This is a genomic window from Caloramator sp. CAR-1, assembly GCF_030546345.1.
Taxonomy (GTDB): Bacteria; Bacillota; Clostridia; order Clostridiales; family Caloramatoraceae; genus Caloramator; species Caloramator australicus.
This window is the reverse complement of record NZ_JAUONW010000013.1, coordinates 1-26,519: the sequence shown is the minus strand read 5'-3', so window position 1 is coordinate 26,519 and position 26,519 is coordinate 1. Positions and strand designations below refer to the sequence as shown.

Here is a 26,519-nt window from a genome sequence, read left to right as displayed (position 1 = left end):
GTATTATCGGCGAGATTAAGCAGCAGGCCATTAGGATGGAGCAAGGAAKGATTAAAGATAATGGCAAAGCTAAGGGTATTTAGCAAGAATGGAGGAAATTTAAGGGAAATAAGTGTGTTTAAGGAAGATGAAAAAGCCTTCAAGGTAAGTAAGAAGAAAATAAAAGAAGCGATAAGAAAGATAAATAAATCTTCACGTGAAGTTATGAATAATATAACGATATTGAACATAGGGAAAGTAACGCCAATTTACAGGATATTAAAATCAATAAAATATGAAAATATAATTTAAGTTTTTTAAATTTAACAAACGCCTTGAAACTAGCTAATTTAAGGGGTTGTCTATAAAAATTAACCTACAATATCTTGACACTATCAACAACTGTAAATTTCTTGACAGCTTTTAATGATACATATATAATCTTAATAGTAAAGTATAATGTAGTAATATGCCCATTAACTATAGATAAATATAAGAAGGGGGTGCAAGCGATGTTAAGAACATTCCAACCAAAGAAAAGACAAAGAAAAAAGGAACATGGCTTCAGAAAGAGAATGAAAACAAGAAATGGAAGAAAAGTTCTTAAAAGAAGAAGAATGAAGGGAAGAAAGAGATTGACTGCATAAGGCCGCGTTATGTGGCCTTTTTGTGCAATTTTAGGCTGAAATGGGGAAACATGATGAAAAAAGAAGAAAGAATTCGAAAAAACAGGCATTTTAGACTCATATATAATAGAGGAAAGTCCTACAGCGATGACATACTGGTGGTATATGTCTTTAAAAACAGGAGCAACATGAATCGAGTTGGAATATCAGTAAGTAAAAAAATAGGAAAAAGTGTAGTTAGAAACAGGGTAAAAAGGTTAATTAAAGAAGCCTTTAGGATTAATAAAGATAAGTTTAAAGTTGGACATGATATTGTTTTTGTTGCAAGGGGAAAGGCAGCAAAGTCAAATTTTTATGATATTGAAGGATCTATACTTAATCTTCTTAAAAAGGCTGGTATATCAAAAGAAGGTGTGTAGATGAAAAAAATTTTAATTTTTTCGATAAAATTTTATAGAAGATATATATCCCCAATGAAGCCGCCAAGCTGCAGATTTTATCCAACATGTTCCCAGTATTCCCTTGAGGCTATCGAAAAATACGGTGCCATTAAAGGCTCTGTTTTATCTATAAAAAGGATATTAAAATGTCACCCACTGCATCCTGGTGGGTATGACCCTGTTCCTTAAATTCTAAATTTTCAAAAAGGGAGGTCAAACCTTTGAATTTTTTAGTTAAACCGATGACTTTATTTTTTAATGGTATACATGGTTTTGTAACAACTTATGTATCTAATTTAAGTCTTGCTTATTTTTTGGATCTTGTTATATTTACTGCTATAATAAAGACTATTTTATTACCCTTAACAATAAGCCAAACTAAATCAAGCATAATGATTCAAAAAATGCAGCCTAAATTAAAGGAAATTCAAGAAAAATATAAAAATGACCCTCAAAAGATGCAAGAAGAACAGATGAAGCTTTACAAAGAAAGCGGGACAAATCCTTTATCTGGATGTCTTTTATTATTAATTCAATGGCCAATTATTATTGCTATGTATTATGTTGTAGCAAATATTCAAGGATTTAAGGACGTTGGCTTTTTGTGGGTAGAGAGTTTAGGATCATATGATAGAACATTTATATTACCTATTTTATCTGGTTTATCAAGCTATTTGATGGGGGTTATGACTGCTCCTAAGGGAGATGATCCTTCAGCACAGCAGCAAAGAAAAATGAATCTTTATATGTCAATTTTATTCGTAGTTATGTTCTTTAAATTCCAGGCAGGGGTTGTTTTATACTGGATAATAAGTAACGTCATTCAAATACTCCAGCAGTATTTTATAATCAATAGAATAAGGCATAAGGAAGAGGCAAAGCTGCAATAGGGTGGTGAATATATGAAAAAATGGATTGAGGCGATAGGAAAAAATGTAGAAAGCGCCATTGAAAATGGGTTAAAGGAATTAGGGGTAACAAGGGATAAGGTGGATATTGAAATTTTAGATGAAGGTAGCAAAGGTGTATTTGGAATTATAGGTGCAAAGCCTGCAAAGGTAAGACTTACTATAAAAAAGGATTATGAAGCTATTGCAAAGTCTTTTTTAAGGGATGTTCTTGATAAAATGGGAATCAAATGTGAAATTCAGATTAAGGATGAAGATGACATTTTAAAGGTTAATCTTGTGGGGCCTAAAATGGGAGCTTTGATAGGCCATAGGGGAGAGACTTTAGATGCCCTTCAGTATCTACTTAGTCTTGTTATAAACAAATATAGTGGAGAAAATGAATTTAAGAAGGTTTTATTAGATACACAAAATTACAGAAAAAAGAGGGAAGAAACTTTAATAAGGCTTGCAAATAGATTAGCTTATAGGGTAAAAAGATATAATAAGAGCATTACCCTTGAGCCAATGAATCCATACGAAAGGAGAATTATACATGCAGCACTACAAAATCATCCTGATGTAACTACTTATAGCATAGGTGAAGAACCCTTTAGAAAAGTTGTCATCGATTTAAAAAAATAAAGAGGCTTTAAGCCTCTTTTTTGATTGAAAAACTTTTTAATTTGGTATAATATAAACCAAATAAACAAAATAAAGAAGGTGAAAGGATGCTTAACGATACTATAGCTGCAATATCTACGGCAATAGGAGAAGGTGGAATAGGGATTGTAAGATTATCTGGTGATAAAAGCCTTGAAATAGCATCAAAAGTTTTTAAAAGTGCCAAGGGTAAAGATATTAAAGAAATGAGAAGCTATTCTATGGCTTATGGATATATAGTTAATCCTGAAACAAATGAGATAATAGACGAAGTTATATTAAGTTATATGAAAGCACCGAATACATATACAAGGGAGGATATTGTAGAAATAAATTGTCACGGAGGAGTTTTAGCTGTAAAAAAGGTTTTATCGGTGGTTCTAAAGAGTGGTGCAAGGCTTGCTGAACCTGGGGAATTTACGAAAAGGGCATTTTTAAATGGAAGAATTGATTTATCCCAGGCAGAGGCAGTAATAGACCTTATAAGGGCAAAGACGGACGATAGCTTAAACCTTGCAGTAAATCAGCTTAAGGGAAAACTTTCACAAAAGATAAATTCTCTTATGGATAAGCTTTTAGGATGTCTTGCCCATATTGAGGCCACTGTTGATTTTCCAGAGGATGATGTAGATGAGCTTGTTGTAAACAAGTTAGTTTCTGATCTACAATTTATAGTTTCAGAAATAGATTATTTAATTAAAAATGCAGAAAGCGGAAAAATATTTAGGGAAGGTCTTAGAACGACGATAGTTGGTAAACCTAATGTAGGAAAGTCCTCCCTTCTTAATGCACTTTTAGAGGAAAAAAGAGCAATAGTTACGGATATTCCTGGAACTACAAGGGATGTTATAGAAGAGTATATAAATATCGATGGTGTTCCAATAGTTCTTGTTGATACTGCAGGTATCAGAAAAACCGATGATATAGTAGAAAATATTGGGGTGGAAAAATCTAAGGAGTATCTTCAAAATGCCGACCTTATACTCTTTATGTTAGATGCATCAAGGCCTTTAGAAAAAGAAGATGAGGAGATAATCGATTTAATTAAGGGGAAAAATGTTATTGCCATTTTAAATAAAATGGATCTTCCGACTGCAATAGATGTTGATTATATAAAAGGTAGGTTTAAATATGTTGTAAATGCATCTGTTAAGAAGGAACATGGTATAGACGAGATTAAAAAAGCGATAGTTGATCTTGTTTTTGAAGGAAGGGTTTCTTCTAAGAATGAAATATTAGTTACAAATGTAAGGCATAAGGATGCACTTGTAAAGGCAAAGGAAAGCATAGTTAAAGGGATAGAAACTATAAAAAGTGGACTTCCACTTGACCTTGCATCGGTAGACTTAAAGGATAGTTATTTAAAGCTTGGGGAAATTACAGGAAATACAGTTGCTGAGGATATTATAGATAGGATCTTTTGTGATTTTTGCATTGGAAAATAGGAGGGATATGATGTATCACGGTGGAGAATATGATGTCATAGTTGTCGGGGCAGGTCATGCAGGATGTGAAGCTGCCCTTGCATCTGCAAGGCTTGGATGTAAAACCCTCGTTATAACTTTAAATTTAGATAGTATTGCTCTAATGCCATGTAACCCATCAATTGGAGGAACAGCAAAGGGACATCTTGTTAGAGAAATTGATGCCCTTGGAGGACAGATGGGAATAAATATAGACAAGACATACCTTCAATCGAGAATGTTGAATACTTCAAAGGGACCAGCTGTTCATTCACTTAGGGCCCAGGCTGATAAGAAAAAATATCAGACCCTAATGAAAAAAACATTGGAGGAACAGGAAAATCTTTATATAAAGCAAGATGAAGTAGTTGATATAGATGTTGAGGACGGAAGAGTAAAAGGGATAAAGACAAAAAACGGCGCCTATTTTTCATGTAAGGCCCTTGTTATAACAACAGGAACATATTTAAGGGGAAGGATATTTATAGGAGAGGTAAACTATAGCGGAGGACCTAATGGACTTTTTCCTGCAAATGAACTTTCAAAAAGCCTTGAAAAATTAGGAATTACTTTAAGAAGGTTTAAAACAGGAACGCCTGCAAGAATCCACAGAAGATCAGTGGATTTTTCAAAGATGACTATTCAGTCTGGGGATGAGAGAGTAGTTCCATTTTCCTTTATGTCAGATGACATAACAAGGGATCAAGTTCCATGTTACCTTACATATACAACAAAAAAAACTCATGAAATAATTAGACAGAATATACATAGATCCCCTTTGTTTGCAGGACTTATAGAGGGTGTGGGACCAAGATATTGTCCATCTATTGAGGACAAAGTTATGAAATTTCCTGATAAGGAAAAGCATCAGGTATTCATAGAACCTGAAGGTGAGGACACAGAAGAACTTTATGTTCAAGGTATGTCAAGCTCCCTTCCGGAGGATGTTCAAATACAGGTTTATAGGTCTATTCCAGGCCTTGAAAATTGTGAAATTTTAAGGACTGCATATGCAATTGAATATGACTGCATAGATCCTACTCAGCTTAAACTAAGCCTTGAACTAAAAAACATTGAAGGTTTATTCTTTGCTGGTCAGGTAAATGGAAGTTCTGGGTATGAGGAGGCAGCAGCTCAGGGGATTATTGCAGGAATAAATGCAGCATTAAAAGTAAAGGGAAAGGAACCTTTTGTTCTTGATAGATCAGAGGCCTATATTGGAGTTTTAATTGATGATTTAGTAACAAAAGGAACAAATGAACCCTATAGAATGATGACAAGCAGAGCCGAGTATAGACTCTTATTAAGACAGGATAATGCAGATTTAAGATTAACTCCAAAGGGTTATGAAATTGGACTTGTAACTGAAGAAAGATATCAAAGGTATTTAAGAAGGAAGGAAAACATAGAAAAAGAAATCGAAAGATTAAAAAAGACTGTAATTTCTCCTTCAGAGGAGAATAATGAGGTTTTAAGATCCACTGGAACCTCTGAAATAAAAAGTGGAATAACCCTATATGAGCTTATAAAAAGACCAGAGATAACCTATGAAAATATTGAGAAAATCGACAAAGAAAGGCCTTACCTTCCAAAGGATGTAACGGAAGAGGTTGAAATTGAGATTAAATATGAAGGTTATATTAAAAAACAAATAGAACAAGTAGAACAATTTAAAAAGCTTGAATTAAAGAAGATACCTCCCTATATAAACTATGACGATATTCAGGGGTTAAGGCTGGAGGCAAGGCAAAAACTTTCAAAGATAAGACCTGAAAATATAGGGCAGGCATCCAGAATATCAGGTGTGTCGCCTGCTGATATATCTGTTTTACTTGTTTATATCGAACAAATTAGAAGAAAAAAGGGGAAGGAAGATGAATAGGGAGCTTTTATATAATGGTGCAAAAAGCTATGGCATAACATTAGATGACAAACAGATGGATATGTTTGAAATTTACATGAGGCTTTTGAAGGAATGGAATGAAAAAATCAATCTTACGGCTATTACCGATGATGAAGAAATAGTTAAAAAGCATTTTTTAGATTCTATATCTATTGTTAAAAGTGGACTAATTAATGACAATTTAAAAATTATAGATGTAGGAACAGGGGCAGGATTTCCTGGAATTCCTTTAAAGATTATTAACCCTTCTTTAAAGATAACCCTTTTAGATTCGTTAAAAAAAAGAATAAGTTTTTTAATTGATGTAATCCAAAATTTAGGTCTTAAAGATATTGAAGCTGTCCATGGGAGGGCTGAAGATTTTGCAAGGAAAAATGATTTCCGTGAATCCTTTGATATAGCAACAGCGAGGGCAGTTGCCCATATGAATGTCCTATCTGAATATTGTATGCCCTATGTTAAGGTTAAAGGATATTTTGTTGCTATGAAGGGCCCATCTATAGAAGAGGAAATAAATGAATCAAAAAATGCTATTGGAACGTTAGGAGGAAAACTTATCGACATTATAACTACCTCCATTCCTGAATATGATATGGATCATAAGTTAATAATTGTCGAAAAAATAAGGCCGACTGACAAAAAATATCCAAGAAAGCCAGCTCAAATAGAAAAAAAGCCTATCAGATGACGAATTAATAAAAATATTGGCTGACGAATTTGAATGGGAAATAGCAGGAAAAGGGAAATAATTATAGAATAACTTAATTATAGTTAAATTTATAAACGGTGGGATGGTGCAATGAGGGTAGAAAACGAAATAATCAACATACCTATAAACCTTATAAAACAAAACACATATCAACCAAGGAAGAACTTTGATGATCAAGCTTTACTAGAACTAAGTGAATCCATAAGGGAATACGGTGTTTTACAACCAATAAGTGTAAGAAGAGTAAATGGAAACTTTTATGAGCTAATAGCTGGAGAAAGAAGACTTAGAGCATCACAGCTTGCAGGTTTAACTGAGATTCCTGCTATTGTAGTTGAAGTTAACGATAAAGATTCTGCAGTCCTTGCCCTTATTGAAAACCTCCAGAGGGAGGATCTTAACTTTATTGAAGAGGCGGAAGGATATTTAAGACTTATAAAGGAGCATAACTTTACTCAGGAGGAGCTTGCCCATAAGATAGGAAAAAAGCAATCAACGATTGCCAATAAGCTCAGAATATTAAAGCTCTCTGATAAAGTCAAGGAGATAATTTTAAGGGAAAATCTAACTGAAAGACATGCTAGGGCTCTTTTAAAACTTCATTCTGAGGAACTACAATTAAAGGCTTTAAAGGAAATACTTGAGAAGGGATTAAACGTAAAGGATACTGAGGATTTGATTGAAAAAATATTAAATGAAAAAGAAGAAAAAAAGGAAAAGGAAGAAAAAAATAAAACTGAAAAGCCAAAGTTTAAATGGGTTATTAATCCTAAGATAATCACTAATACTATAAAGGACATAATGAATAAAAACGGGATAGATGCTGAATATAAACACAAAGAATACGATGACTATATGGAGATAATAGTAAGAATACCAAAAAAATAGAGGCAAAGGCCTCTATTTTTTTGTTTGAATAAGAATAAGGATTCCTATAAAGATGAATACGATTGCTGATATTATATTTAATAAATTTTTTGAAATATATTTTTCAATAAAACTTCCACAGAGGACTCCTATTATAGTTGTGCAAATGAGAGCTAATGAGGCACCTAAAAATACAGATAATTTTGAAGTTGATTTTGCAGACAATAACATGGTGGCAAGCTGAGTTTTATCTCCAAGTTCAGCTAAAAAAACTATTAAAAAAGTTGATAAAATTATTTTAATCATAAAATCACCCTTAACTATTTAATGAAAAAAAATAATGCTGTAAAATATATATTATAGATTTCTTTATAATATTCTAGGGGTGATAGTGTGGGTAAAATTATTTCTATTTTTAATCAAAAGGGGGGCGTTGGCAAGACAACCTCTGCAATAAATTTAGCTTCATATATTGCTCAGATGGGATATAAGGTTTTATTAATAGATATCGACCCGCAGGGGAATACAACAAGTGGTCTTGGAATTGAAAAGGATGACCTTGAATATTCTATGTATGATGTTATAATTGAGAATGCAAAGGAAGAAAATTTTAAAGTAGTTAAGGATGCCATTGTTAATACAGTAGTTGAAAACTTATATATTCTTCCTTCAAGGGTGGAACTTGCTGGTGCTGAAATTGAAATAACATATAATGAATATCGAGAAAAAATATTAAAAAGGGCAATAAAAAGTATAAAAAATGATTATGATTATATTTTTATAGATTGTCCTCCTTCTCTTGGACTATTAACTATAAATGCATTAACTGCAGCAGATAGCGTCCTTATACCTATACAATGTGAATTTTATGCCCTCGAGGGAGTAGGTCAGCTTATGAACACAATAAATCTTGTAAAGAAAAACTTAAATCCGGATTTAAAAATTCAAGGCGTTATAATGAGTATGTTTGATGGGAGAACAAACCTTTCTATTGAGGTTGTTGAGGAGGTTAAAAAATATTTTAAGGGTAAGGTTTATACAACGATTATTCCAAGGAATATTAAACTTGCCGAGGCACCTAGCCATGGTTTGCCCATAATGCTATACGATAAAAATTCAACAGGTGCAAAGGCATACAAAGAACTTGCAGAAGAATTTATTGAATTAGAAAGGGATGAGCAAAATGGCTAAAAAAAGTGCTTTAGGTAAGGGGTTAGGGGCTCTTATACCTGATGCAGAAAAGGATTCAAATGTATTTGAGGTGGAGGTTTCAAAATTATTCCCTAATGAGGACCAGCCAAGAAAGAAGTTTGACGAGGAAAAGATAAATGCCCTTGCAGAGTCAATAAAGGTTCATGGAGTAATACAGCCTATAATAGTAAAAAGAGAAGGAGATTTTTATAAGATAATAGCAGGGGAAAGAAGATGGAGGGCAGCAAAAATTGCAGGACTAAAAAAAGTTCCTGTCGTGGAAAAGGAACTTTCAGACAGAGAGGTAATGGAGATTTCATTAATTGAAAATATTCAAAGGGAGGACTTAAGCCCTATTGAAGAGGCTCTTGCCTATAAAAGGCTTATGGAGGAATTTCAATTAACACAGGAGGAAATAGCAGAAAGAGTAGGTAAATCAAGATCGGCCATAGCAAATACATTAAGACTATTAAATTTAGATGATAGGGTTATTGAATTTATTAATGATGGTAAACTTTCAGAAGGACATGGCAAGGTAATTGTTTCTATAGAAGATAAAGAAAAACAATATTTAATAGCTAAAAAAGTGGTTGAAGAAGGTTTAAATGTTAGGCAAACTGAAAAATTAATAAAAGAAATAAACAACAAAAAGGTTAAAAAAGAAAAAAAAATAGTTGCTCATTATAAGGATGTTGAGGAAAAACTTCAGATGTTTTTTGGAACAAAGGTGAAGATAAACAACAACAAAAACAAAGGCAAAATAGAAATAGAGTATTATTCAGAAGATGACTTACAAAGGATATTAGAATTATTAAATATATAAATGTTTCACGTGAAACAATTAAGAAGGAGTGTTGAATATGGACATAATTTTCTCATTTATTCAGGATTTTCAAGTTCCAATGATGATTCTATTGATTGTATTAGTCATTATCCTTTTATTTATGGAAATATTAAATAGGGTAGAAATATCAAGATTAGAAAAAAGATATAAAAAGATGATGAGAGGGAATATGGGAAAAAGTATTGAAGAGCTTTTGATAGAAAACAATAAAAAACTTGATGAAGCCCTTTTGACTACAAAGGAAATAGAAGCAATTTATAAAGATGTTGATGGTAGAGTAAGAAATTGCATTCAAAAATTTTCAATAATAAGATATAAAGCCTTTGATGATGTGGGTTCCGATTTAAGCTTTTCAATTGCCCTTTTAGACGATAATAATGATGGGGTAATAGTTACAGGAATATATGGAAGAAATGAAAGCACTGTTTTTGCAAAGCCAATTAAGAATGGAATTTCAAAGTATGATTTATCTGAGGAGGAAAAGACGGTTTTAAGGGATGCAATGAATAAAAAATAAAGCTACATAATGTAGCTTAAAAAAGAGGGGTATAGGTTTTGTGGTGGATGGAGTAGATTATATCTTTTAAGTCCATGTTATCGCAGTTGATCATTAAAGAGCCGCCTTCCTTTGCTTCAATCATAGAATTTAATTTGTAAAGAGGTGTAGTTTTTTCTGAGTATATATATGCATCAGAAGGAATGTTTTCTGAGATTTTATGGACATCATATCCAAGGTTTTTTAATTGATTGTATAAATCTACAAGGGAATCATCAATACTTATTATCATAATAAACCCTCCTGCCTATATTGTGAGCAGGAGGGTTTAAAGTTATGCGATGTATATTTTGGAATTATCTTAAGGTAAAAGAAGAATTTATTGAAAGCCTCTTAATTGAAAGGTATAAAGAATAAGAAATGACATCGGCCATTTTCATAACTAAAGATAATCTGGTATTCTGCAAAATAAGGTATTCCATAAATCCTGACATATTAACTATACCAGTTATAGAAAGATTACCTATGGGAGATAGTTTTTTGTTGACGCCAGCGCCAGGAAATATTGGACCTTCATAAAGATTAATCTTTCCGATGTTTTCAACTTTCCCAAGGGAAGCATCTATGGCCAATATGTAGGGATCAAAATGTTTCTTATAGATGAGATCAATATAATCATCAAGATTTTTAGCATGAACAGGATTTTCAAGGGTTCCGTAGATATTTACACCCTTTAGGTTAAAATTTTTAGTCAACTTATCTCCAACCAAAGGGCCTAAACAATCTCCAGTTGAACGATCTGTTCCGATACATAGGATGACTAATTGGTTTATATCAGCATAATCCTTTAACATGTTTATTATTTCATTTGAAAGAAGGTATGCAGAGTTTGGTTTATCGCTTTCTATTGAAAAACAGAGTTTCTTTTCTTGAAGCATGTAAAAACCTCCCTTTTGAATCTAGTTAAAATTTTTTCCAAAAGGGAGGTTAAATATACTATATGACCTTTATTTTTTTGAGGATATTATAAAATACCATTAAAAATAATAAATATAGCATTCCTAAAAAGCCGTAGGCCTTAACTCCTATATAAATAGATGCGAGAACAAAAATAGGATTTAAACCTAACGTTGAGGAAACAAGTTTTGGTTCTACTATCTGCCTTATTATAGTAATAATTATATAAATAATTACAAGAGCTATTGCAATATAATAGTTTTTAACCAAAAGGAAGTATGCTGCAAGGGAAAAATAAACAAGTCCAATCCCAAGTATAGGGAAAATATCAAGGAAGGCACATAATAAGCTCAATAAGAGTGCATAATTAAATTTTAGGGAGGTAAAGGCAATAAAACTTTCAATAAAGGTCAAACTAACAAGGATAGAATATGATTTTAAATAATTTACAAGCATTTTATAGCTTTCCGAAGAAAACTCACTAAATTTTTTCCTGCCTTCCTCATTAAATATTTTTGTAAATTGTATTTGGTATGAGGTAATGTCCTTTGACATAAAATATGTTGCTATAAAAGTTATTACTATTACTAAAAATAGAGAAGGAAGTTTAATAGCCAAGGATAAAAGGGAGTTTAACAATGTTTGAGCCATGTTAAAGGCAGTTGAAAATATAGTATTTAAATTGTTCTGTATGTTTTTAAATATCGTTGGATCTAAAGTTCTTAAATGTTTCTCAAGACTGATAAGAAGGTTTTGGACGTATGGGTATATAACATCGACGCTTGGAATTTTAAGAAGAAGGTTTTTAGCTTCAGTAATTAGTTTTAATGTTATAAGGGTAAGAATGTAGAATATAAAGCTAAAAGTTATGGTTGTTGTAATTATAGAAGATAAAGATATAGGAAGCTTAAATTTTTTTATTAAAAGGTTATTAAAGGGCTTGTTGATAAATGCTATAATAATAGCAAGAACAAAGGGAAGGGTATAGGGCAGAGTTTTAAAAAATATAAAAAACGAAGCCGTATAGATGAGTAAGAACAAACCAAACCTTTTTAATTTTAAAATGAATACTTGATCAAACATTTTTTCACCTCACTTTTAAGGGGGGATAGAATGATAAAATTTAATGGCAATTTAATGGATATAGTAATTATTTTATTATTATTATACGGATGCATAGATGGCTTACAAAAGGGGTTTATATCTACTTTGCTTAAATTTTTATCGTTATTCTTTTCTCTTTACCTTGCTAAAATTACAACTCCATATCTTACTCTTTATATTATAAACAATACGGAAGTATATTTAAACATGCAAAAATTATTTTTAGAAAAAATTGAAAAAAACAAGGCAGCATCTTCGGCACTATTTCTTGTTTTAGATAAAAATAATTTATCAAAGAGCGTTACGGATATTTTTTTGAATGCAGCATGTTTTTTTGTCATATTTATTGTTGCAAATATAGTTTTTAATATTATAAGGGAGAATATAAGAGTTAAAGTAAGAAGGGGAAAGCTAGGATTTTTAGATAAATTGCTTGGAATGTTTTTAGGATTTATAAAATGGGTTTTAATTTTGTTTATCGTATTTGCACTCATGATTCCTGTAGTTTCACTTTCGCCAAAGGACAGCTCTTTAAAAAGAGAAATAGAATCGTCGAGAATTGCTAAATACTTTTATTATTACAATATCGTATTCTCGTTAGTTAAAAGGATTTGAAATAAATAAAATCAATTGATATATAGTTAATTATAGATATTTCAAATAAATATTCAATAAAAATATCAGTTGTTTTAATATAAAATTGTAAGTATTAAGTAGGTGGTGGTAGCATGAAGGTTGTAGATTGCAAAGGACTTACTTGTCCAAAACCAGTTATATTAACAAAAAAAGCAGTGGAAGATCCTGATTTTGATGAAATTGAAGTTATAGTTGATAATGAAGCCTCAAGGGAAAATGTTAGAAAATATCTGCAAAGTGCAAATGTAGATTTTAGACTAGAAGAAAAGGAAGGTTTTTTTCATTTCTATGCTAAAAAGAGGGGCGAAGTTAAAAAGGTTGACGAACCTGTTGTGTGCAGTATAACTAATATTAGTGTAGATCAAGGCTTGACATACGTTATTTCTTCAGATAAACTAGGAGCTGGTGATGATAAGCTTGGAGCTATGCTCATGAAAAGTTTTATTTATTCTTTAACTGAAATTACAGAAAAACCAGGGACAGTTATATTTTTAAATTCTGGGGTTAAACTAACAACAGAAGGCTCCGATGTTTTGGATAGTTTAAAAAAGTTAGAGGGGCTAGGAACAGAAATATTATCCTGTGGAACATGCCTTGACTTTTATGGTTTAAAGGAAAAGTTAGTGGTAGGTTCTGTAACTAATATGTATACAATCGTAGAGAAAATGAATGCAACAAAAACTATAAAAATATGAGGGGTGCTATGAAAAACATTCTTATTACCTTTGACAGCACAAACTATGCAATTCAATGTGAAGCAGTTCTTAAGGAAAAGGGGATTAAAGGACAAATTATGCCAACCCCAAGGGAAATTACTAAAAGCTGCGGAATTTCCATAAGGGTTGATTATGAAGAAATAGAAAATATTAAAGGATTAATCGACGATGGAAAGATAAAAGTTAAAATGCTCTATAGTTTTGGAGAGGAAAGAATTTTTGAGCCGATTTTATAAAGCCACAGTTAAAAAGACTGTGGCTTTTTTATGGGTATTTTTATTGAATTGTTCAAAAAAATAATGTAAACTACACATAATAGGGGGTGAAGAAGGTGAGTTTAATTAGCTATGAAACGCTGATTAATTACTTAAATAAAGGAATAAAAATAGTCATTATTTTAATAATAACTAAATTAGCAATTTATATTGGAAATAGGCTTATTACTAAATTTTTCGAAAGACAAAAGAAGTTAAAATTTGGATTGAATGAGAAAAAGGCGGATACTTTAAAGGAACTGTTTAAGAGTTTGTTAAGGTATTCAGTTTACATCATATCTTTTATTTGGATATTTGAAACTTTAGGGTTTGACGTCAAGGCTTTGATTGCGGTAACAGGGGTTGCGGGGCTTGCCATTGGATTTGGTGCCCAGAGTCTTGTAAAGGATGTCATATCGGGAATTTTCATCTTACTGGAGGATCAATTTGCTGTTGGAGATTACATAACCGTTGATGGTTTTTCAGGGATAGTAGAAACGTTAGGAATCAGAGTGACAAAGATAAGGGATTTTTCTGGTGAAATTCACATTATACCTAATGGAACAATAGGAAGGGTGACAAATAAGTCAAGGGGAAATATGAGGGCCCTTGTTGAGGTTGATATATCCTATGAGGAGGATTTAGAAAGGGCGATAGATATATTAAATAAAATATCAGAAGATGTTAAAAAAGAATGTGATTATGTTGTAGAAGGGCCGACGGTTTTAGGAATAACTAATTTTGGAGAAACGGGAATAAAGTTAAGGGTAATAGCTAAAACTTTACCAATGAAGCAATGGGACGCAGAATATGAATTAAGAAAAAGAATTAAAAAAGCCTTCATGGAGGAAGGTATAGAAATACCCTATCCTAAAAGGGTCATCATCGAAAAAAAGGAGGGGTAATGTGATGAAGGAGTTTTATTTAGGAGATATTGTTGAAACGAGAAAGGAGCATCCTTGTGGCAATAAGACGTGGGAAGTTATAAGGCTCGGTGCTGATATAAAAATAAAATGCTTAAAGTGCGGCAGGATTGTTATGCTTCCAAGGTCAAAGTTTGAAAAATCCGTAAAAAAAATAATCAAATCAAATGCACCAGACGCTATTGCACAAGAATGACTTATATGCTAAAATATTATAGTCCCTGCCCACAGGAGTGGGCCGTAAGTCCAGAGGGAGGAGGTGAAGGATATGAAAAGATATGAAACTCTTTTCGTAATTGCACCTAATGTAGTAGAAGAAGAAATTAAGGCTACTATTGAAAAGATTAAGGGTGTAATCGAAAACGGCGGTGGAGTTATTGATAACGTTGATGAGTGGGGAAAGAGAAGACTTGCCTACGAAATCAATCACTTCAATGAAGGATATTATGTTCTAATTAACTTCACTGCAAGCCCTGAATTACCTAAGGAATTAGACAGGGTTTTAAGAATCTCCGACAACGTAATAAGACATATCGTTGTTAAACTTGATTAATAAGGTGGGATAAAATGAATAAGGTTTTACTTATAGGCAGGTTAACTCGTGACCCTGAGATTAGGTATACAGCAGGGACGGGTATTGCCGTGACCACCTTTACACTTGCAGTAGATAGGCCCTATATAGGCCAAAGTGGTCAAAGGGAGACAGATTTCATCCCTGTTGTTTGTTGGAGAAAGCTTGCTGAATTAGTTGCTAATAACCTTACTAAAGGAAGGCTTGTTGCCGTATCGGGTTCTATACAAACAAGAAAGTATCAGGCACAGGATGGTTCAAACAGATATGTAACTGAAGTTGTGGCTGACGAGGTTAAGTTTTTGGATAGGCCTAAAGAACAAACATCATCCTTTACTCATGATGAAGTTGCAAGCGACGAAGGAGAATTCTTCCCTGTCGATGGAGAAGACGAAATACCATTTTAAATACTTAGGTAAGGAGGGGATAACATGTCAAACGCAAAGAAGGCAACAAAGCAAAGAAAAGCAAAAAAGAGAGTTTGCGCTTTCTGTGTAGATAAGGTTGAATACATTGATTATAAAGATATTGCAAAGCTTAAAAAATTCATAACAGAAAGAGGAAAAATTCTTCCAAGAAGAATCTCAGGAAACTGCGCAAAACATCAAAGAGAGTTAACTGTTGCCATCAAAAGAGCAAGAAACGTTGCTCTACTTCCATTTACAACAGAATAAGAATAAAAGGTGCCCAATGGGCACTTTTTATTTTATAATTATGTGATATAATAAAATAAAGATTTAGCTTCTGGAGGTGAAATAATGGGGGATGAATTGGATATAATGGGTAATATAAGGCTTATAGAAACATATAAAACGTTCCTGTTGACTTCAGTTTCAGATTTGCATATATCTATGTTAAAGGGTAGTAGGGCAAATTTAGATGAGATTAAGGATGAATTGTCTCAAATTATAATCCTTGCATATCTTCTTGCTAAAAAGCTTGGAATTGATTATTCGAGTATAGATGATAAGGTTATAAAAAAACTTAAGGCAAGCCTTTTGGATGATGAAAAAAGCGATACAGACTATCTTAGTCTTATTACATACTTAAAAGAAGGAAGGGAATAGATGGTGTCTACAAGGGCCTTAATAGAGTCTTCTTTACTTACTGCTATTGCAGTAGTATTGATTTTAATAAGTATATATGTTCCTATATTTTATTTTATTGGACTTTTTATGTGGCCGTTGCCTTTAGCATTGGTGCAAATAAAACATGGTTATAAATATAGCCTTCTTTCACTTGTTGCTACAACAATAATAGTATTCATATTTACAGATCCCTATACAGCTCTTGGATTTGCAATAACAAACGGTGTTTTAGGTATAGTATTGGGGACTATGATTAAAATGAAGGAGAGGGCTATAAATACCATTTTTATAATGATAATTGTCAATGTTATATCCGTTGCCATATCAATAAAATTATTTGGATTGATAGCTGGACAGGATTATATTAAACTTGCTTTAGATGAGTTTTATAAAAGCATTGACATGGCAAAATCCTTTTATGAAAAGATGGGAGTTCAAAGGGAAGTTTATGAAAACATATTTAAGGCTATGCCTCCTAAGGAAATGCTTTTGATGTTAATTCCTTTTGCTCTATTTATACATGGTTTTATATCAGCTATTATAACTTATGTTCTGGCAAAGGGAATATACTCAAGGTTTGGGATAAAGCTTGAAGAAATTCCTAAGTTTTCAAACTGGTATGTTCCTGTAAAGCTTGCCTTTTCAGTAATAATTTTAGTTTTGATTGCCTATATATTAGCTTATCTAAAGGTTAAAAATGCTGATGCATATCTTTTAAATGCAATGTATCTAATGTTTTTAACTTTTTCAATAAACGGTCTTGCAGCCTTAAGCTTTTGGCTCAACAAACAGAATTTACCCAAGGCCTTTAGGATATTAATACTTTTGTTTGTTTTCTTTTCCTTAGGCAATCTATTGTTTTTAGTAGGAATAGTTGATTATTCCTTAAATTTAAGGAAACTTGATAAAACAAGGATAAAAGATTCTCCAAAATGATGGAGGTTTGTTATGGATAATAAATTTAAAAATTTTATCCCAAATGTAAGGATATATCTGCTTATAATAGCTATATTATTAGGAATATTGGCCTTTTATAATGTTTACGTATTTTTTGTAGGATTTTTCGTTTATTTGGTTCTCCTTTATTATAACTTCAAAAGTTCAGAAGTAAAAAAGAATCAGTTTTTTAAGTTTATAGAGGATATATCAAATAATATCGATACTGCCGGAAGGAATACTTTGTCTAAAATTCCAATACCTCTTACTATTGCAGATGATGAGGGAAAAATTATTTGGGCTAATTCTCCTTTTTTAGAGGGTGTTGTTAAAAATCCGTATGGCAAGAGCATAAAGACGATTATTCAAGATTTAGATCTTCAAAGGATAATTGAAAAAAATATAAGTGAAATAAATAAAGTAAAGATAGAAGAAGAGTATTATGATGTTTTAATTAATGTAGTAAAATCAAAATCCTCAAATAGGAAAAATATATTTTTGTTTTATTTTATCAAAAGAACAAATTATTATAAGCTTATTGAAGAATATGAAAATAAGAGAATGGTAGTTGCCTTAATTGAAATAGATAATTACGATGAAGTGTTAAAGAGTATGGATGATATAAATAGGCCCTTATTGATTGCAGAAATTGATAAAAAGATAAACTCCTTTACTTCAAGCCTAAATGCCTTTGTTAGGAAATATGATACAAGCAAATATGTGGCAGTATTTGAAGAACAGAATATAAAAAGGGTTATAGAAGAAAAATTTCCTATCCTTGATGAAGTTAGGGAGATGTATTTTGGCAATAAAATACCTGTTACCTTAAGCATAGGTATAGGCATGAATGGTGAAAATCCATATAAAACCCACCAATTTGCAGTTGCAGCAAAGGATCTTGCCCTAGGAAGAGGAGGGGACCAAGCTGTTGTAAAGGATGGGGAAAAGCTGCTATTCTTTGGTGGTAAAAGCAAAGAAGTAGAAAAAAGGACGAAGGTTAAGGCAAGGGTAATCGCCCATGCTCTATCGGAGCTTATAAATCAAGCCAGCGAAGTAATTATAATGGGACATGAGACTCCGGACCTAGATTGCATGGGTGCTGCCCTTGGAATGTATAGGGGATGCAAACAAAAAGGTAAAAGTGTATATATTGTCCTAAACAAGGTAAATAAATCCATTGAAAAAATAATGGAGAAGGTTAATAATAGAGGATATGAGGGTGTTTTTGTAACTAATGAAACATCCAATGCAATAGCGAACAGCAAAACGCTTCTCATAATAGTGGATGTCCATAGAAGAAATTTTGTTGAAAATCCTGAGCTTCTAAATAGGGTTGGGAACATAGTTATAATAGACCACCACAGAAAGAGCGTTGATTTTATTGATAATGCAACAATAACCTATATAGAGCCCTATGCTTCATCAACTTCGGAGCTTGTAACGGAGCTTTTACAGTATATGGTTGATAGAGTTGAATTAAGTGAAGTTGAAGCTCAAGCCCTTATGGCAGGAATATACGTCGATACTAAAAACTTTACCTTTAAGACGGGTTCAAGAACCTTTGAAGCAGCAAGTTTTTTAAAGAGGATGGGGGCAGATCTTATTGAAGTTAAAAGGCTCTTTGCCGATGATTTTAAAACCTTTATTGAAAGAATGGAACTTATAAAAAGCGCAGAGATTAAAAATGGCATAGCAATAGCCCTTCATAGGGGACAGGTTGATAATTTTATAATAGTTCCCCAAGCTGCCGATGATCTTTTAAAGATAGACGGAATTGAGGCCTCCTTTGTTCTTGCTAATGTTGGAAATGAGGTTATCATAAGCGGAAGATCCTTAGGAGATATAAATGTTCAGCTTATTTTAGAAAGTATCGGTGGGGGAGGACACATGACAATTGCCGGGGCAAAGCTTTCAGGTATAAGTATAGATGAAGCTAAAAAACTTTTGGAAATTTCTATACAAAACTATCTAAAGGGGAGTGACAAGAAATGAAGGTAATATTAAATGCTGATGTTAAAGGTGTAGGAAAAAAAGGAGATGTTATAAACGTTTCAGATGGCTATGCAAGAAATTTTCTTTTTCCAAGAAAATTAGCAATAGAAGCAAATGAATCAAATTTAAAGGTATTAGAAGCTCAAAAGGCTAAAGAAGAGCAAAAAAGACAAGAGGAGCTTCAAAGGGCAAGGGAGCTTGCAAAAAAACTTTCTGAAATTACAGTTGAAGTGTCAGTTAAGGCTGGGGAAAACGGAAAGCTATTTGGTTCAATAACTTCAAAGGATATATCAGATGCTCTTAAAAAACAACATGGAATAGAAATAGATAAGAAAAAGATAGAATTAGATGAGGCAATAAAGGTTGCAGGAGTTTACAATATTGAAGTAAAGGTTTATCCGGAAGTTACAGCAAAGCTTAAGGTAAGCATTAAAGCACAGTAGAAAGGAAGATTTAGGTGAAAAAAAACGCAGTAAGTAAATCTAATAAAGTTAGGGAAATAATTAAAGGACAATATGAAGAACTTGAAATAAAGGTTAATTCTTTGATTGAAAATGTATATGAGCTTTATGGGACTGAAAATGTAAATGCTGTTTTAAAGGAAGAAAATCTTTTAGATGCACTTTTATCGGATGAATTAAACGAAAAACTTTTTGTTCTTCAAAAGGTTCTTTTAAACAAAGATGATTTTATAGATAACCCTTTTGAACTTATTGAAAAGTTAGAAGAAAAATTAGCCTACGTTTTGGCAAGAAAAAAAGTTGAAATGGAACTTGAAAAAAAGGTTGATGAGATAATAGAAAAAAACAATGAAAAGTTTATTGATGACATAAAGCTTAGCATCATTAAAAAACAAAGGGGACCAGAAAACAGCAAAACATTAAAAAAACTTGCAGAGCTTCAAAAGCTTGAGAGCATAGGCCTTTCAAAATCAATTATGGAATACCTAAGGCCATCTTCTGTCAAGGAGATTGTTGGACAGGATAGGGCTATAAAGGCTATATTATCAAAGCTTGCATCGCCCTATCCACAGCATATAATACTTTATGGTCCTCCGGGGGTTGGAAAAACGACCACCGCAAGGCTTGCCTTTGAAATTGCAAAGATGTTAAAATCCACTCCTTTTTATGAGGAGTCTCCCTTTGTGGAGGTAGATGGGACAACCCTAAGATGGGACCCAAGGGAGATTACAAACCCTCTTTTAGGTTCTGTCCATGACCCTATATATCAGGGAAGCAAAAGGGACTTTGCAGAAAGCGGCATTCCTGAGCCAAAGCTTGGACTTGTTACAAAGGCCCATGGAGGAATCCTGTTTATCGACGAAATAGGCGAGATGGATCCAATACTTCAGAATAAACTTTTGAAGGTTTTAGAGGATAAAAGGGTGGAATTTTCATCATCCTATTATGATCCTGATGATGAAAATGTTCCTGAATATATTAAAAAGCTATTTGATGAAGGAGCACCGGCGGATTTTGTTTTAATCGGTGCAACAACTAAAAGCCCTGAGGAGATCAATCCTGCCTTAAGATCAAGGTGTGCCGAAGTTTATTTTGAACCACTTTCTAAAAAAGATATCCAAAACATTGTTTTAAATGCTGCAAAAAAGTTAAAAATCAAAATGGATGCAGAAGTTCCCGAAATCATTAGTCAATATACTATAGAGGGAAGAAAGGCTGTTAATATATTAGCCGATGCCTATGGTTATGCCCTTTATAATAGAAGAGGCAAAAGGCCATATATTACAAAGGATGATGTTTTAGAGGTAATAAACCTTGCAAAGCTTGTTCCTTATTATAAAACCTATGCAAAGGAAGAGGGAGAAGTAGGTAAGGTATTTGGCCTTGCAGTTTCAGGCTTTTTAGGAAGTATATTGGAGATTGAGGCGGTTGCCTTTGAAAAGGAAGATGGAAGCGTAAGGTTTAATGATACAGCTGGCACCATGGCAAAGGACTCGGTTTTTAATGCAGCATCGGTTATAAGAAGGCTTACTGGTCTAGACATTTCCAATTATGACATCCACGTAAATATAATTGGCGGAGGAAATGTGGATGGACCTTCTGCAGGTGCTGCCATAACCGTTGCAATATTAAGTGCCATAACAGGCAAAAAAGTAAGACAGGATACTGCTATTACCGGGGAAATATCCCTTCTTGGTGAAATTAAGCCTGTTGGTGGAGTAAATGAAAAGATTCATGGGGCAATTCAGGCAGGAATGAAAAAAGTCATAATTCCTAAAGAAAATATTGATGAGGTATATAAGGATTATGAGATTGAAATAATCCCTGTTTCCACGATAGATGAAGTGTTAGATGTAATTCTTTGGGAGGCGGTTTGATGGATAAATTAAGGGTTCCTCCACATAATATTGAAGCTGAGCAGTCGGTATTAGGCTCTATGCTTCTTGACAGGAATGCAATAGCCGACGTTACTGAAATTTTAACTGGCGATGAGTTTTATAAAGAATCCCATAGGATATTATACAAAACAATAGAGGAAATTTATAATAAGGATGAACCTGTGGATATCATAACCGTAATAGACCTTTTAAAGAGCAGGAATCTTTTGGAGGTTGTAGGAGGAGTAAGCTATATATCAAACATTGTTGCTTCTGTTCCTACGACAGCTAATGCAAAGTCCTATGCAAAAATAGTTAAAGAAAAGGCGCTTTTGAGAAGGCTTATAATCGCATCTAACGAAATTATGGATAAGTGCTATCAGGAGCCTGATGATGTTGAAGAAGTTTTAGGCTTGGCAGAAAAGGCAATATTCGATATATCTCAAAATAAATCCCACAATGATTTTGAGCCTTTATCAGAAATAATAATGAAAAGTTTTGACAGCATAGAACATCTGTCAAAAACAAAGGGAGATGTTACAGGGATTCCATCGGGATTTACTGATCTTGATAGAAAAACATCGGGATTTCAAAAGGGAGATTTTATTCTTGTTGCAGCAAGACCTTCTATGGGTAAGACGGCCTTTGTTTTAAATATAGCCCTTCATGCTGCCTTAAGGGCTAAAAAAAGCGTTGCAATATTCTCCCTTGAAATGTCAAAGGAACAGCTTGCATTTAGAATGCTCTGTGCTGAGGCTAACATAGATATGTTAAAACTAAGGACAGGGGATCTTGATGAGGAGGATTGGTTTAGACTGGCAAGGGCGGCAGGCCCGATGTCTGAGTCAAAGATATTTATAGATGATACCCCTGGAATTTCTGTAAATGAGATGAGGTCAAAATGTAGAAGACTAAAGATAGAAAAGGGCTTAGACTTGATTATAGTTGACTATCTTCAGCTCATGTCAGGAAGTAAAAGAAGTGAAAGTAGACAACAGGAGGTTTCAGAAATATCAAGATCCTTAAAGGCCCTTGCAAAGGAAATGGATGCTCCGGTTATTGCCCTATCGCAGCTTAGCCGTGCTCCTGAGGCAAGATCTGACCATAGACCAATGCTATCGGACCTTAGAGAATCAGGTTCCATCGAACAGGATGCTGACCTTGTTATGTTCCTTTATAGGGATGAATATTACCATAAGGATACCGACAAGAAAAACATTGCGGAGGTTATAATTGCAAAGCAAAGAAACGGTCCTACAGGAACAGTTGAATTAGTATGGCTTGGACAGTATACCAAGTTTGGAAATCTCGATAGATATCATAGTGCATAAAAAAGTCCAGCTTTATACCATGAGTATAAGGCTGGACTTTTTTATTAACAACTAGAAATGATTTATGGAGTTAAAGATTGTATATATAACTGAGTTGCGTAATATTCTTAGGAGAGTTGAATAAACTGTTTTGTGTGTAAAGGGAATTTAGTAGTAAATGAATTTGTTAACTACTATGAAAATGAAGTAGCATAGAAAAGAACTTAATTTAAAAAAATTAAAATCCGTGCATCTGGTGTTACTTATTAAAGAGAATTGAACATTAAGATGGAATAAGGCAACTTGACATGATTTTTATAAAGGCTATAATTAAAATTGTTAGGATTTTCAATAAACTTACTCTTATGTGTTTCTTTATATACGTCTGATTTTATAAACAGGCTATATTTAGAAATACATTGGAGGTGAGGTTTATGAATCAAGTGGTTGCACTTGAGAGGATTGAAAATCCTAATTCAGTAAGAAGGTTTGGTTTTATTCCTGCCATTCTTTATGGAAAAGGAGTATCAAGCCCTCAAAAGGTTAAGATTGCAAAAAAGGATGTTTTAAAACTATTAAGACACAATAGTAAAAATTCAAAGGTTTATGTTGATTACAAAAATAACAAGTATTTCTGCGTGATAAAGGATGTCCAATTAGATTATTTAAACAAAGACATACTTCATCTTGAATTTCAAGCAGTTCATGAGGATGAAGAGGTAAAAATTGAACTTCCTGTAATTTTTGAAGGCGAGGAGTTTTTAGAGGCCAAGGGATTTATATTAGAAACATATATGCCCAAGATTGAAGTTATGGGAAGATTAAAGGACCTTCCTGAAGTTATTAAAATAGATGTTAAAGACAAAAAATTAGGGGACAAGATAACTATTGAAGATTTGAATTTAGGTGAAGAAATAAAGATATTAGAGGATTTAGATAAAGTAATCGCGGTTGTATCTAATTCTGCAACAGAAGATATTGCAAGTTAGCAGGCTTATAGCCTGCTATGTGCTCCATTAGCTCAGCGGTAGAGCAGCTGATTCGTAATCAGCAGGTCGCCGGTTCGAATCCGGCATGGAGCTCCAAAATAGTTTTATATCATTTAAAAAGGGGCAACATTTTATGCCCCTTTATTGTTTTTTTAGTTAAAAAGATTTTTATATCCTTCATGGGATAATTTCAAAAAGCTTCGTCTATATAAGTGAATAAAGAAAGGGGGATAGACTATGAGAAGTATTGGAACCATATCAAGTGCAGTAGGGTTTATATTTTTAGGAATTTGGATGATAATAAAAAGAATTGATGTTAATTTAGGGATGACCATGCTAAAGTTTTGGCCTTTACTTCTTGTTATTTTAGGGTTGGAGCTTATATTTTTTAGCTTAAGAAAACGTGAAGAAAGGATGTCACTAAATCCTTTGATAGTTTTTGTTATTCTAATTTATATTGCAGTTAACGGCTTTTATTCTTATAGTTTAAATTTTTCCTCTAAAATAGTTAATTTTGATTCTTTTCAACTTAAACCTTTTAATTCATTAGACAGTAAAGCTATAAATTTTGACAGTTCTTTAGAGACAGTAGAAAACAATGTTCTGATAAAAGCTGATAATTTAAAGGTTAACATTATTGAAACAAATGAAAAAAAGATAAAGGTTGAGGGCAAAGTTTATTTTCCTAAAGGCAGCTTTTATAACAAATTTGAGCCTACTTTAGAATCCTCAGAGGGATGGACTAAAATAGAGTTTTTTAACAACGAGATAAAGGGAGTAGAACTAAACGTTCATGTTCCAAAGATAGTTAATTTAGAGGTTGTTTCTAATAATCTAAAGTTTTCAAGCAGTGCTAATATAACTAAAGTAAAGATCGATTCTCAAAATGCCGATGTAAACATTTCTAAAGCAAAAATACTAAGCTTAAACGGTCAGAATGTAAATTTAAACGCAAAGGATATATCCAATACCGTTGAAGTTTGGGGAGTAAATGGAAATGCAAATATAAACGGAGAATTAAAAAATTTAAAACTTGATATGGTGAATGGTAAAATAGATGTTAAGGATGATTATAAAAATGAAAATGTAGTTAAAAATTTTAAGGTTTCATTAAACAGTGGGGTAGTAAATTTTTCTACAAAGGAAAAGGATGTAGATGTTGAGCTCAATTTAGACAATGGGGTATGCAGGTTAAATGGTGATACAAGAGTAAATTCGGGAATAAAAAGGGTTATAGGAAGTGGGAGAAATAAAATGATTATAAGATTAAACAGTGGTGTTATTAACTTTAAGTGTATGGAGTGATTTTGTTGGAGGAGAAGGGTTTAGTCGAAAGGATAAGGGAAGGGGATAAAGATTCATTTGTTTATATTGTTGATTTATACAAAAAGCAGCTTGTAATGTTTTGTTATTCTTATGTTAAAGATCTTCAAGAAGCGGAGGATATATCTCAGGAGGTTTTTTTAAAGTTTTACCAAAACATTTCAAAATATAGATGTGAGTGTTCTTTAAAAACCTATCTTTTTTACATTGCCCGATCAACATGTATAGATTTTTTGAGAAGGAAAAAGTTAAAGGAAGTTTTAACTAAACAGCAACAGAAGTCGCCCACTTCTGTAAGTGGGTGATGAATGTTGATTGATAAATTCTTCCTTTATTGTATAATCAGTATTATAGGAAGTAGGTTATGTAATAGAATGGATTTAGACAATAATAATCATTCATTATTCTTATTGTATTATCATCTTGTTTTGGTAACTAAATATAGAAGAAAAGTTATTTATGATAATATATCGAATAGACTAAAAGAAATATTTGAAAAGATACAGGATAATTATAATATCACATTACAAGAATGGAACCATGATAAAGACCATATCCATATATTATTCAAAGCACATCCTAATACTGAGTTGTCTAAGTTTATAAATGCATATAAAAGTGCTTCATCAAGATTGATAAAGAAAGAGTATCCTAAATTAAAAGAGCAATTATGGAAAGAATATTTTTGGTCAAGAAGTTACTGTTTACTTACAACAGGTGGGGTGTCAATTGAAGTAATTAAAAAATATATAGAAAAGCAAGGGAAAGAGGTGTAACTTTGCTAAAGGCTTATAAATACAGGATATATCCAACAAAAGAACAAGAAGAATATTTTGCAAAAGTATTTGGTTGTGTAAGATTTATATACAACAAAATGCTACATGACAAAATAGAATACTATAAAAAACAGGAGAAATGCTAAACAATACACCTGCACAATATAAAAAAGAATATTCTTTTCTAAAAGAAGTAGATAGTCTTGCACTTTCCAACGCACAACTTAATTTAGAAAAAGCATATAAAAATTTCTTTAGAGATAAAAAAATAGGATTTCCAAAGTTCAAGAAAAAGAAAGGTTACCAGTCTTATACTACAAATAATCAAAATGGAACAGTAACACTTGAAGGTAGTTATCTAAAAGTTCCAAAGTTAAAGACAAAAATAAAAATAAAACAACACAGACAATTTGAAGGAAGAATTAAATCCGTAACTATATCAAAAACGCCAACAGGTAAATATTATGCTTCTATACTTGTAGAAGAAGAAATTAAAGAATTACCTAAAATAGATARAAAAGTAGGTATAGATTTAGGA

At 32.6% G+C, this 26,519-nt stretch carries 35 protein-coding genes, 1 tRNA gene and 1 pseudogene; 33 read left to right on the top strand and 4 right to left on the bottom strand.

Features of this window, described 5'->3' with window-relative positions; genetic code table 11:
- The 10 genes from Q3V94_RS04245 to noc form a co-directional block, all read left to right on the top strand.
- A partial coding sequence (locus tag Q3V94_RS04245) for a UPF0236 family transposase-like protein (protein ID WP_303525433.1) occupies nucleotides 1-291 on the top strand: 291 nt, incomplete at its 5' end.
- A 200-nt stretch (nucleotides 292-491) separates the two neighbouring features.
- Nucleotides 492-626: a 50S ribosomal protein L34 gene (rpmH, locus tag Q3V94_RS04240; protein ID WP_008909331.1), complete on the top strand. Its 135-nt coding sequence runs from the start codon at nucleotides 492-494 to the stop codon at nucleotides 624-626.
- Between the two features lie 53 nt (nucleotides 627-679).
- Entirely contained in the window at nucleotides 680-1,024 is a 345-nt protein-coding gene (gene rnpA, locus Q3V94_RS04235; protein ID WP_303525431.1) for a ribonuclease P protein component, read from the top strand.
- Nucleotides 1,025-1,234 (top strand): membrane protein insertion efficiency factor YidD, encoded by a 210-nt coding sequence (gene yidD / locus Q3V94_RS04230; protein WP_303525429.1) that lies wholly within the window; start codon nucleotides 1,025-1,027, stop codon nucleotides 1,232-1,234.
- A 32-nt stretch (nucleotides 1,235-1,266) separates the two neighbouring features.
- Nucleotides 1,267-1,935 carry a membrane protein insertase YidC gene (gene yidC, locus Q3V94_RS04225; RefSeq protein WP_303525426.1) on the top strand — a complete coding sequence of 223 codons (669 nt, stop codon included), beginning with the start codon at nucleotides 1,267-1,269 and terminating at the stop codon, nucleotides 1,933-1,935.
- Between the two features lie 12 nt (nucleotides 1,936-1,947).
- Nucleotides 1,948-2,577: an RNA-binding cell elongation regulator Jag/EloR gene (gene jag / locus Q3V94_RS04220; protein ID WP_303525423.1), complete on the top strand. Its 630-nt coding sequence runs from the start codon at nucleotides 1,948-1,950 to the stop codon at nucleotides 2,575-2,577.
- An 86-nt stretch (nucleotides 2,578-2,663) separates the two neighbouring features.
- Nucleotides 2,664-4,040, top strand: a complete 1,377-nt coding sequence (gene mnmE / locus Q3V94_RS04215) for a tRNA uridine-5-carboxymethylaminomethyl(34) synthesis GTPase MnmE (RefSeq protein ID WP_303525420.1) — start codon at nucleotides 2,664-2,666, stop codon at nucleotides 4,038-4,040.
- A gap of 7 nt (nucleotides 4,041-4,047) precedes the next feature.
- Entirely contained in the window at nucleotides 4,048-5,940 is a 1,893-nt protein-coding gene (gene mnmG, locus Q3V94_RS04210; RefSeq protein ID WP_303525435.1) for a tRNA uridine-5-carboxymethylaminomethyl(34) synthesis enzyme MnmG, read from the top strand.
- Nucleotides 5,933-6,649 (top strand): 16S rRNA (guanine(527)-N(7))-methyltransferase RsmG, encoded by a 717-nt coding sequence (rsmG, locus tag Q3V94_RS04205; protein WP_303525419.1) that lies wholly within the window; start codon nucleotides 5,933-5,935, stop codon nucleotides 6,647-6,649. The genes mnmG and rsmG overlap by 8 nt, the downstream gene beginning before the upstream one ends.
- 111 nt (nucleotides 6,650-6,760) lie before the next feature.
- Nucleotides 6,761-7,558 (top strand): nucleoid occlusion protein, encoded by a 798-nt coding sequence (gene noc, locus Q3V94_RS04200; RefSeq protein ID WP_303525416.1) that lies wholly within the window; start codon nucleotides 6,761-6,763, stop codon nucleotides 7,556-7,558.
- A 12-nt stretch (nucleotides 7,559-7,570) separates the two neighbouring features.
- Here the strand turns inward: noc and Q3V94_RS04195 are convergent, their stop codons facing one another.
- Nucleotides 7,571-7,843: a TMEM165/GDT1 family protein gene (locus tag Q3V94_RS04195; RefSeq protein ID WP_008909322.1), complete on the bottom strand. Its 273-nt coding sequence runs from the start codon at nucleotides 7,841-7,843 to the stop codon at nucleotides 7,571-7,573.
- Nucleotides 7,844-7,930: 87 nt separating this feature from the next.
- Here Q3V94_RS04195 and Q3V94_RS04190 point away from each other — a divergent pair, with 87 nt between their 5' ends.
- The 3 genes from Q3V94_RS04190 to Q3V94_RS04180 are packed head-to-tail and all read left to right on the top strand — an operon-like array spanning nucleotide 7,931 to nucleotide 10,089.
- Nucleotides 7,931-8,728, top strand: coding sequence for a ParA family protein (locus Q3V94_RS04190; protein WP_303525410.1), 798 nt, complete (start codon nucleotides 7,931-7,933; stop codon nucleotides 8,726-8,728).
- Nucleotides 8,721-9,551 carry a ParB/RepB/Spo0J family partition protein gene (locus Q3V94_RS04185; RefSeq protein WP_303525407.1) on the top strand — a complete coding sequence of 277 codons (831 nt, stop codon included), beginning with the start codon at nucleotides 8,721-8,723 and terminating at the stop codon, nucleotides 9,549-9,551. The genes Q3V94_RS04190 and Q3V94_RS04185 overlap by 8 nt, the downstream gene beginning before the upstream one ends.
- A gap of 37 nt (nucleotides 9,552-9,588) precedes the next feature.
- Entirely contained in the window at nucleotides 9,589-10,089 is a 501-nt protein-coding gene (locus Q3V94_RS04180; protein ID WP_303525404.1) for a DUF4446 family protein, read from the top strand.
- 16 nt (nucleotides 10,090-10,105) lie between these two features.
- On the opposite strand, the gene Q3V94_RS04175 is transcribed toward Q3V94_RS04180, so the two are convergent.
- The 3 genes from Q3V94_RS04175 to ytvI form a co-directional block, all read right to left on the bottom strand.
- Complete coding sequence (locus tag Q3V94_RS04175; RefSeq protein WP_303525401.1) at nucleotides 10,106-10,360, bottom strand: YkuS family protein; 255 nt, start codon at nucleotides 10,358-10,360, stop codon at nucleotides 10,106-10,108.
- A 64-nt stretch (nucleotides 10,361-10,424) separates the two neighbouring features.
- A complete protein-coding gene (gene yyaC, locus Q3V94_RS04170) occupies nucleotides 10,425-11,006 on the bottom strand; it encodes a spore protease YyaC (RefSeq protein ID WP_303525398.1) in 582 nt (193 codons plus the stop codon).
- A 58-nt stretch (nucleotides 11,007-11,064) separates the two neighbouring features.
- Nucleotides 11,065-12,108 (bottom strand): sporulation integral membrane protein YtvI, encoded by a 1,044-nt coding sequence (gene ytvI, locus Q3V94_RS04165; RefSeq protein ID WP_303525396.1) that lies wholly within the window; start codon nucleotides 12,106-12,108, stop codon nucleotides 11,065-11,067.
- 30 nt (nucleotides 12,109-12,138) lie between these two features.
- Here ytvI and Q3V94_RS04160 point away from each other — a divergent pair, with 30 nt between their 5' ends.
- The 20 genes and pseudogenes from Q3V94_RS04160 to Q3V94_RS04065 form a co-directional block, all read left to right on the top strand.
- Entirely contained in the window at nucleotides 12,139-12,744 is a 606-nt protein-coding gene (locus tag Q3V94_RS04160) for a CvpA family protein (RefSeq protein ID WP_303525393.1), read from the top strand.
- 113 nt (nucleotides 12,745-12,857) lie between these two features.
- Entirely contained in the window at nucleotides 12,858-13,460 is a 603-nt protein-coding gene (gene yedF / locus Q3V94_RS04155) for a sulfurtransferase-like selenium metabolism protein YedF (RefSeq protein ID WP_303525392.1), read from the top strand.
- A gap of 8 nt (nucleotides 13,461-13,468) precedes the next feature.
- Complete coding sequence (locus tag Q3V94_RS04150; protein ID WP_303525389.1) at nucleotides 13,469-13,717, top strand: DUF3343 domain-containing protein; 249 nt, start codon at nucleotides 13,469-13,471, stop codon at nucleotides 13,715-13,717.
- A 95-nt stretch (nucleotides 13,718-13,812) separates the two neighbouring features.
- A complete protein-coding gene (locus Q3V94_RS04145) occupies nucleotides 13,813-14,640 on the top strand; it encodes a mechanosensitive ion channel family protein (protein ID WP_303525386.1) in 828 nt (275 codons plus the stop codon).
- A gap of 1 nt (nucleotide 14,641) precedes the next feature.
- Entirely contained in the window at nucleotides 14,642-14,854 is a 213-nt protein-coding gene (locus Q3V94_RS04140) for a DUF951 domain-containing protein (protein ID WP_303525384.1), read from the top strand.
- A 72-nt stretch (nucleotides 14,855-14,926) separates the two neighbouring features.
- A complete protein-coding gene (gene rpsF / locus Q3V94_RS04135) occupies nucleotides 14,927-15,211 on the top strand; it encodes a 30S ribosomal protein S6 (protein ID WP_008909310.1) in 285 nt (94 codons plus the stop codon).
- A gap of 14 nt (nucleotides 15,212-15,225) precedes the next feature.
- Entirely contained in the window at nucleotides 15,226-15,636 is a 411-nt protein-coding gene (locus Q3V94_RS04130) for a single-stranded DNA-binding protein (protein WP_303525380.1), read from the top strand.
- 24 nt (nucleotides 15,637-15,660) lie between these two features.
- Nucleotides 15,661-15,903, top strand: a complete 243-nt coding sequence (gene rpsR / locus Q3V94_RS04125) for a 30S ribosomal protein S18 (protein ID WP_008909308.1) — start codon at nucleotides 15,661-15,663, stop codon at nucleotides 15,901-15,903.
- Nucleotides 15,904-15,987: 84 nt separating this feature from the next.
- A complete protein-coding gene (locus Q3V94_RS04120) occupies nucleotides 15,988-16,296 on the top strand; it encodes a MazG-like family protein (protein ID WP_008909307.1) in 309 nt (102 codons plus the stop codon).
- Complete coding sequence (locus tag Q3V94_RS04115; protein WP_303525375.1) at nucleotides 16,297-17,253, top strand: YybS family protein; 957 nt, start codon at nucleotides 16,297-16,299, stop codon at nucleotides 17,251-17,253.
- 12 nt (nucleotides 17,254-17,265) lie between these two features.
- A complete protein-coding gene (locus Q3V94_RS04110; protein ID WP_303525372.1) occupies nucleotides 17,266-19,245 on the top strand; it encodes a DHH family phosphoesterase in 1,980 nt (659 codons plus the stop codon).
- On the top strand, nucleotides 19,242-19,688 hold the full coding sequence (gene rplI, locus Q3V94_RS04105; protein ID WP_008909304.1) for a 50S ribosomal protein L9: 447 nt from the start codon (nucleotides 19,242-19,244) through the stop codon (nucleotides 19,686-19,688). Before Q3V94_RS04110 ends, rplI begins: the two co-directional genes overlap by 4 nt.
- Nucleotides 19,689-19,702: 14 nt before the next feature.
- Entirely contained in the window at nucleotides 19,703-21,583 is a 1,881-nt protein-coding gene (lonC, locus tag Q3V94_RS04100; protein ID WP_303525369.1) for a Lon family ATP-dependent protease, read from the top strand.
- Complete coding sequence (locus Q3V94_RS04095) at nucleotides 21,580-22,914, top strand: replicative DNA helicase (RefSeq protein WP_303525367.1); 1,335 nt, start codon at nucleotides 21,580-21,582, stop codon at nucleotides 22,912-22,914. The genes lonC and Q3V94_RS04095 overlap by 4 nt, the downstream gene beginning before the upstream one ends.
- Before the next feature lie 413 nt (nucleotides 22,915-23,327).
- Nucleotides 23,328-23,882 (top strand): 50S ribosomal protein L25, encoded by a 555-nt coding sequence (locus Q3V94_RS04090; RefSeq protein WP_303525365.1) that lies wholly within the window; start codon nucleotides 23,328-23,330, stop codon nucleotides 23,880-23,882.
- A gap of 21 nt (nucleotides 23,883-23,903) precedes the next feature.
- A tRNA-Thr gene (locus tag Q3V94_RS04085) sits at nucleotides 23,904-23,978 on the top strand.
- A 141-nt stretch (nucleotides 23,979-24,119) separates the two neighbouring features.
- A complete protein-coding gene (locus Q3V94_RS04080; RefSeq protein ID WP_303525363.1) occupies nucleotides 24,120-25,187 on the top strand; it encodes a hypothetical protein in 1,068 nt (355 codons plus the stop codon).
- Between the two features lie 5 nt (nucleotides 25,188-25,192).
- Nucleotides 25,193-25,510, top strand: a complete 318-nt coding sequence (locus Q3V94_RS04075) for an RNA polymerase sigma factor (RefSeq protein ID WP_303525362.1) — start codon at nucleotides 25,193-25,195, stop codon at nucleotides 25,508-25,510.
- Between the two features lie 69 nt (nucleotides 25,511-25,579).
- On the top strand, nucleotides 25,580-25,981 hold the full coding sequence (gene tnpA / locus Q3V94_RS04070) for an IS200/IS605 family transposase (RefSeq protein WP_274768312.1): 402 nt from the start codon (nucleotides 25,580-25,582) through the stop codon (nucleotides 25,979-25,981).
- A 2-nt stretch (nucleotides 25,982-25,983) separates the two neighbouring features.
- Nucleotides 25,984-26,519: pseudogene (locus tag Q3V94_RS04065) on the top strand (RNA-guided endonuclease TnpB family protein); the annotation flags it as partial.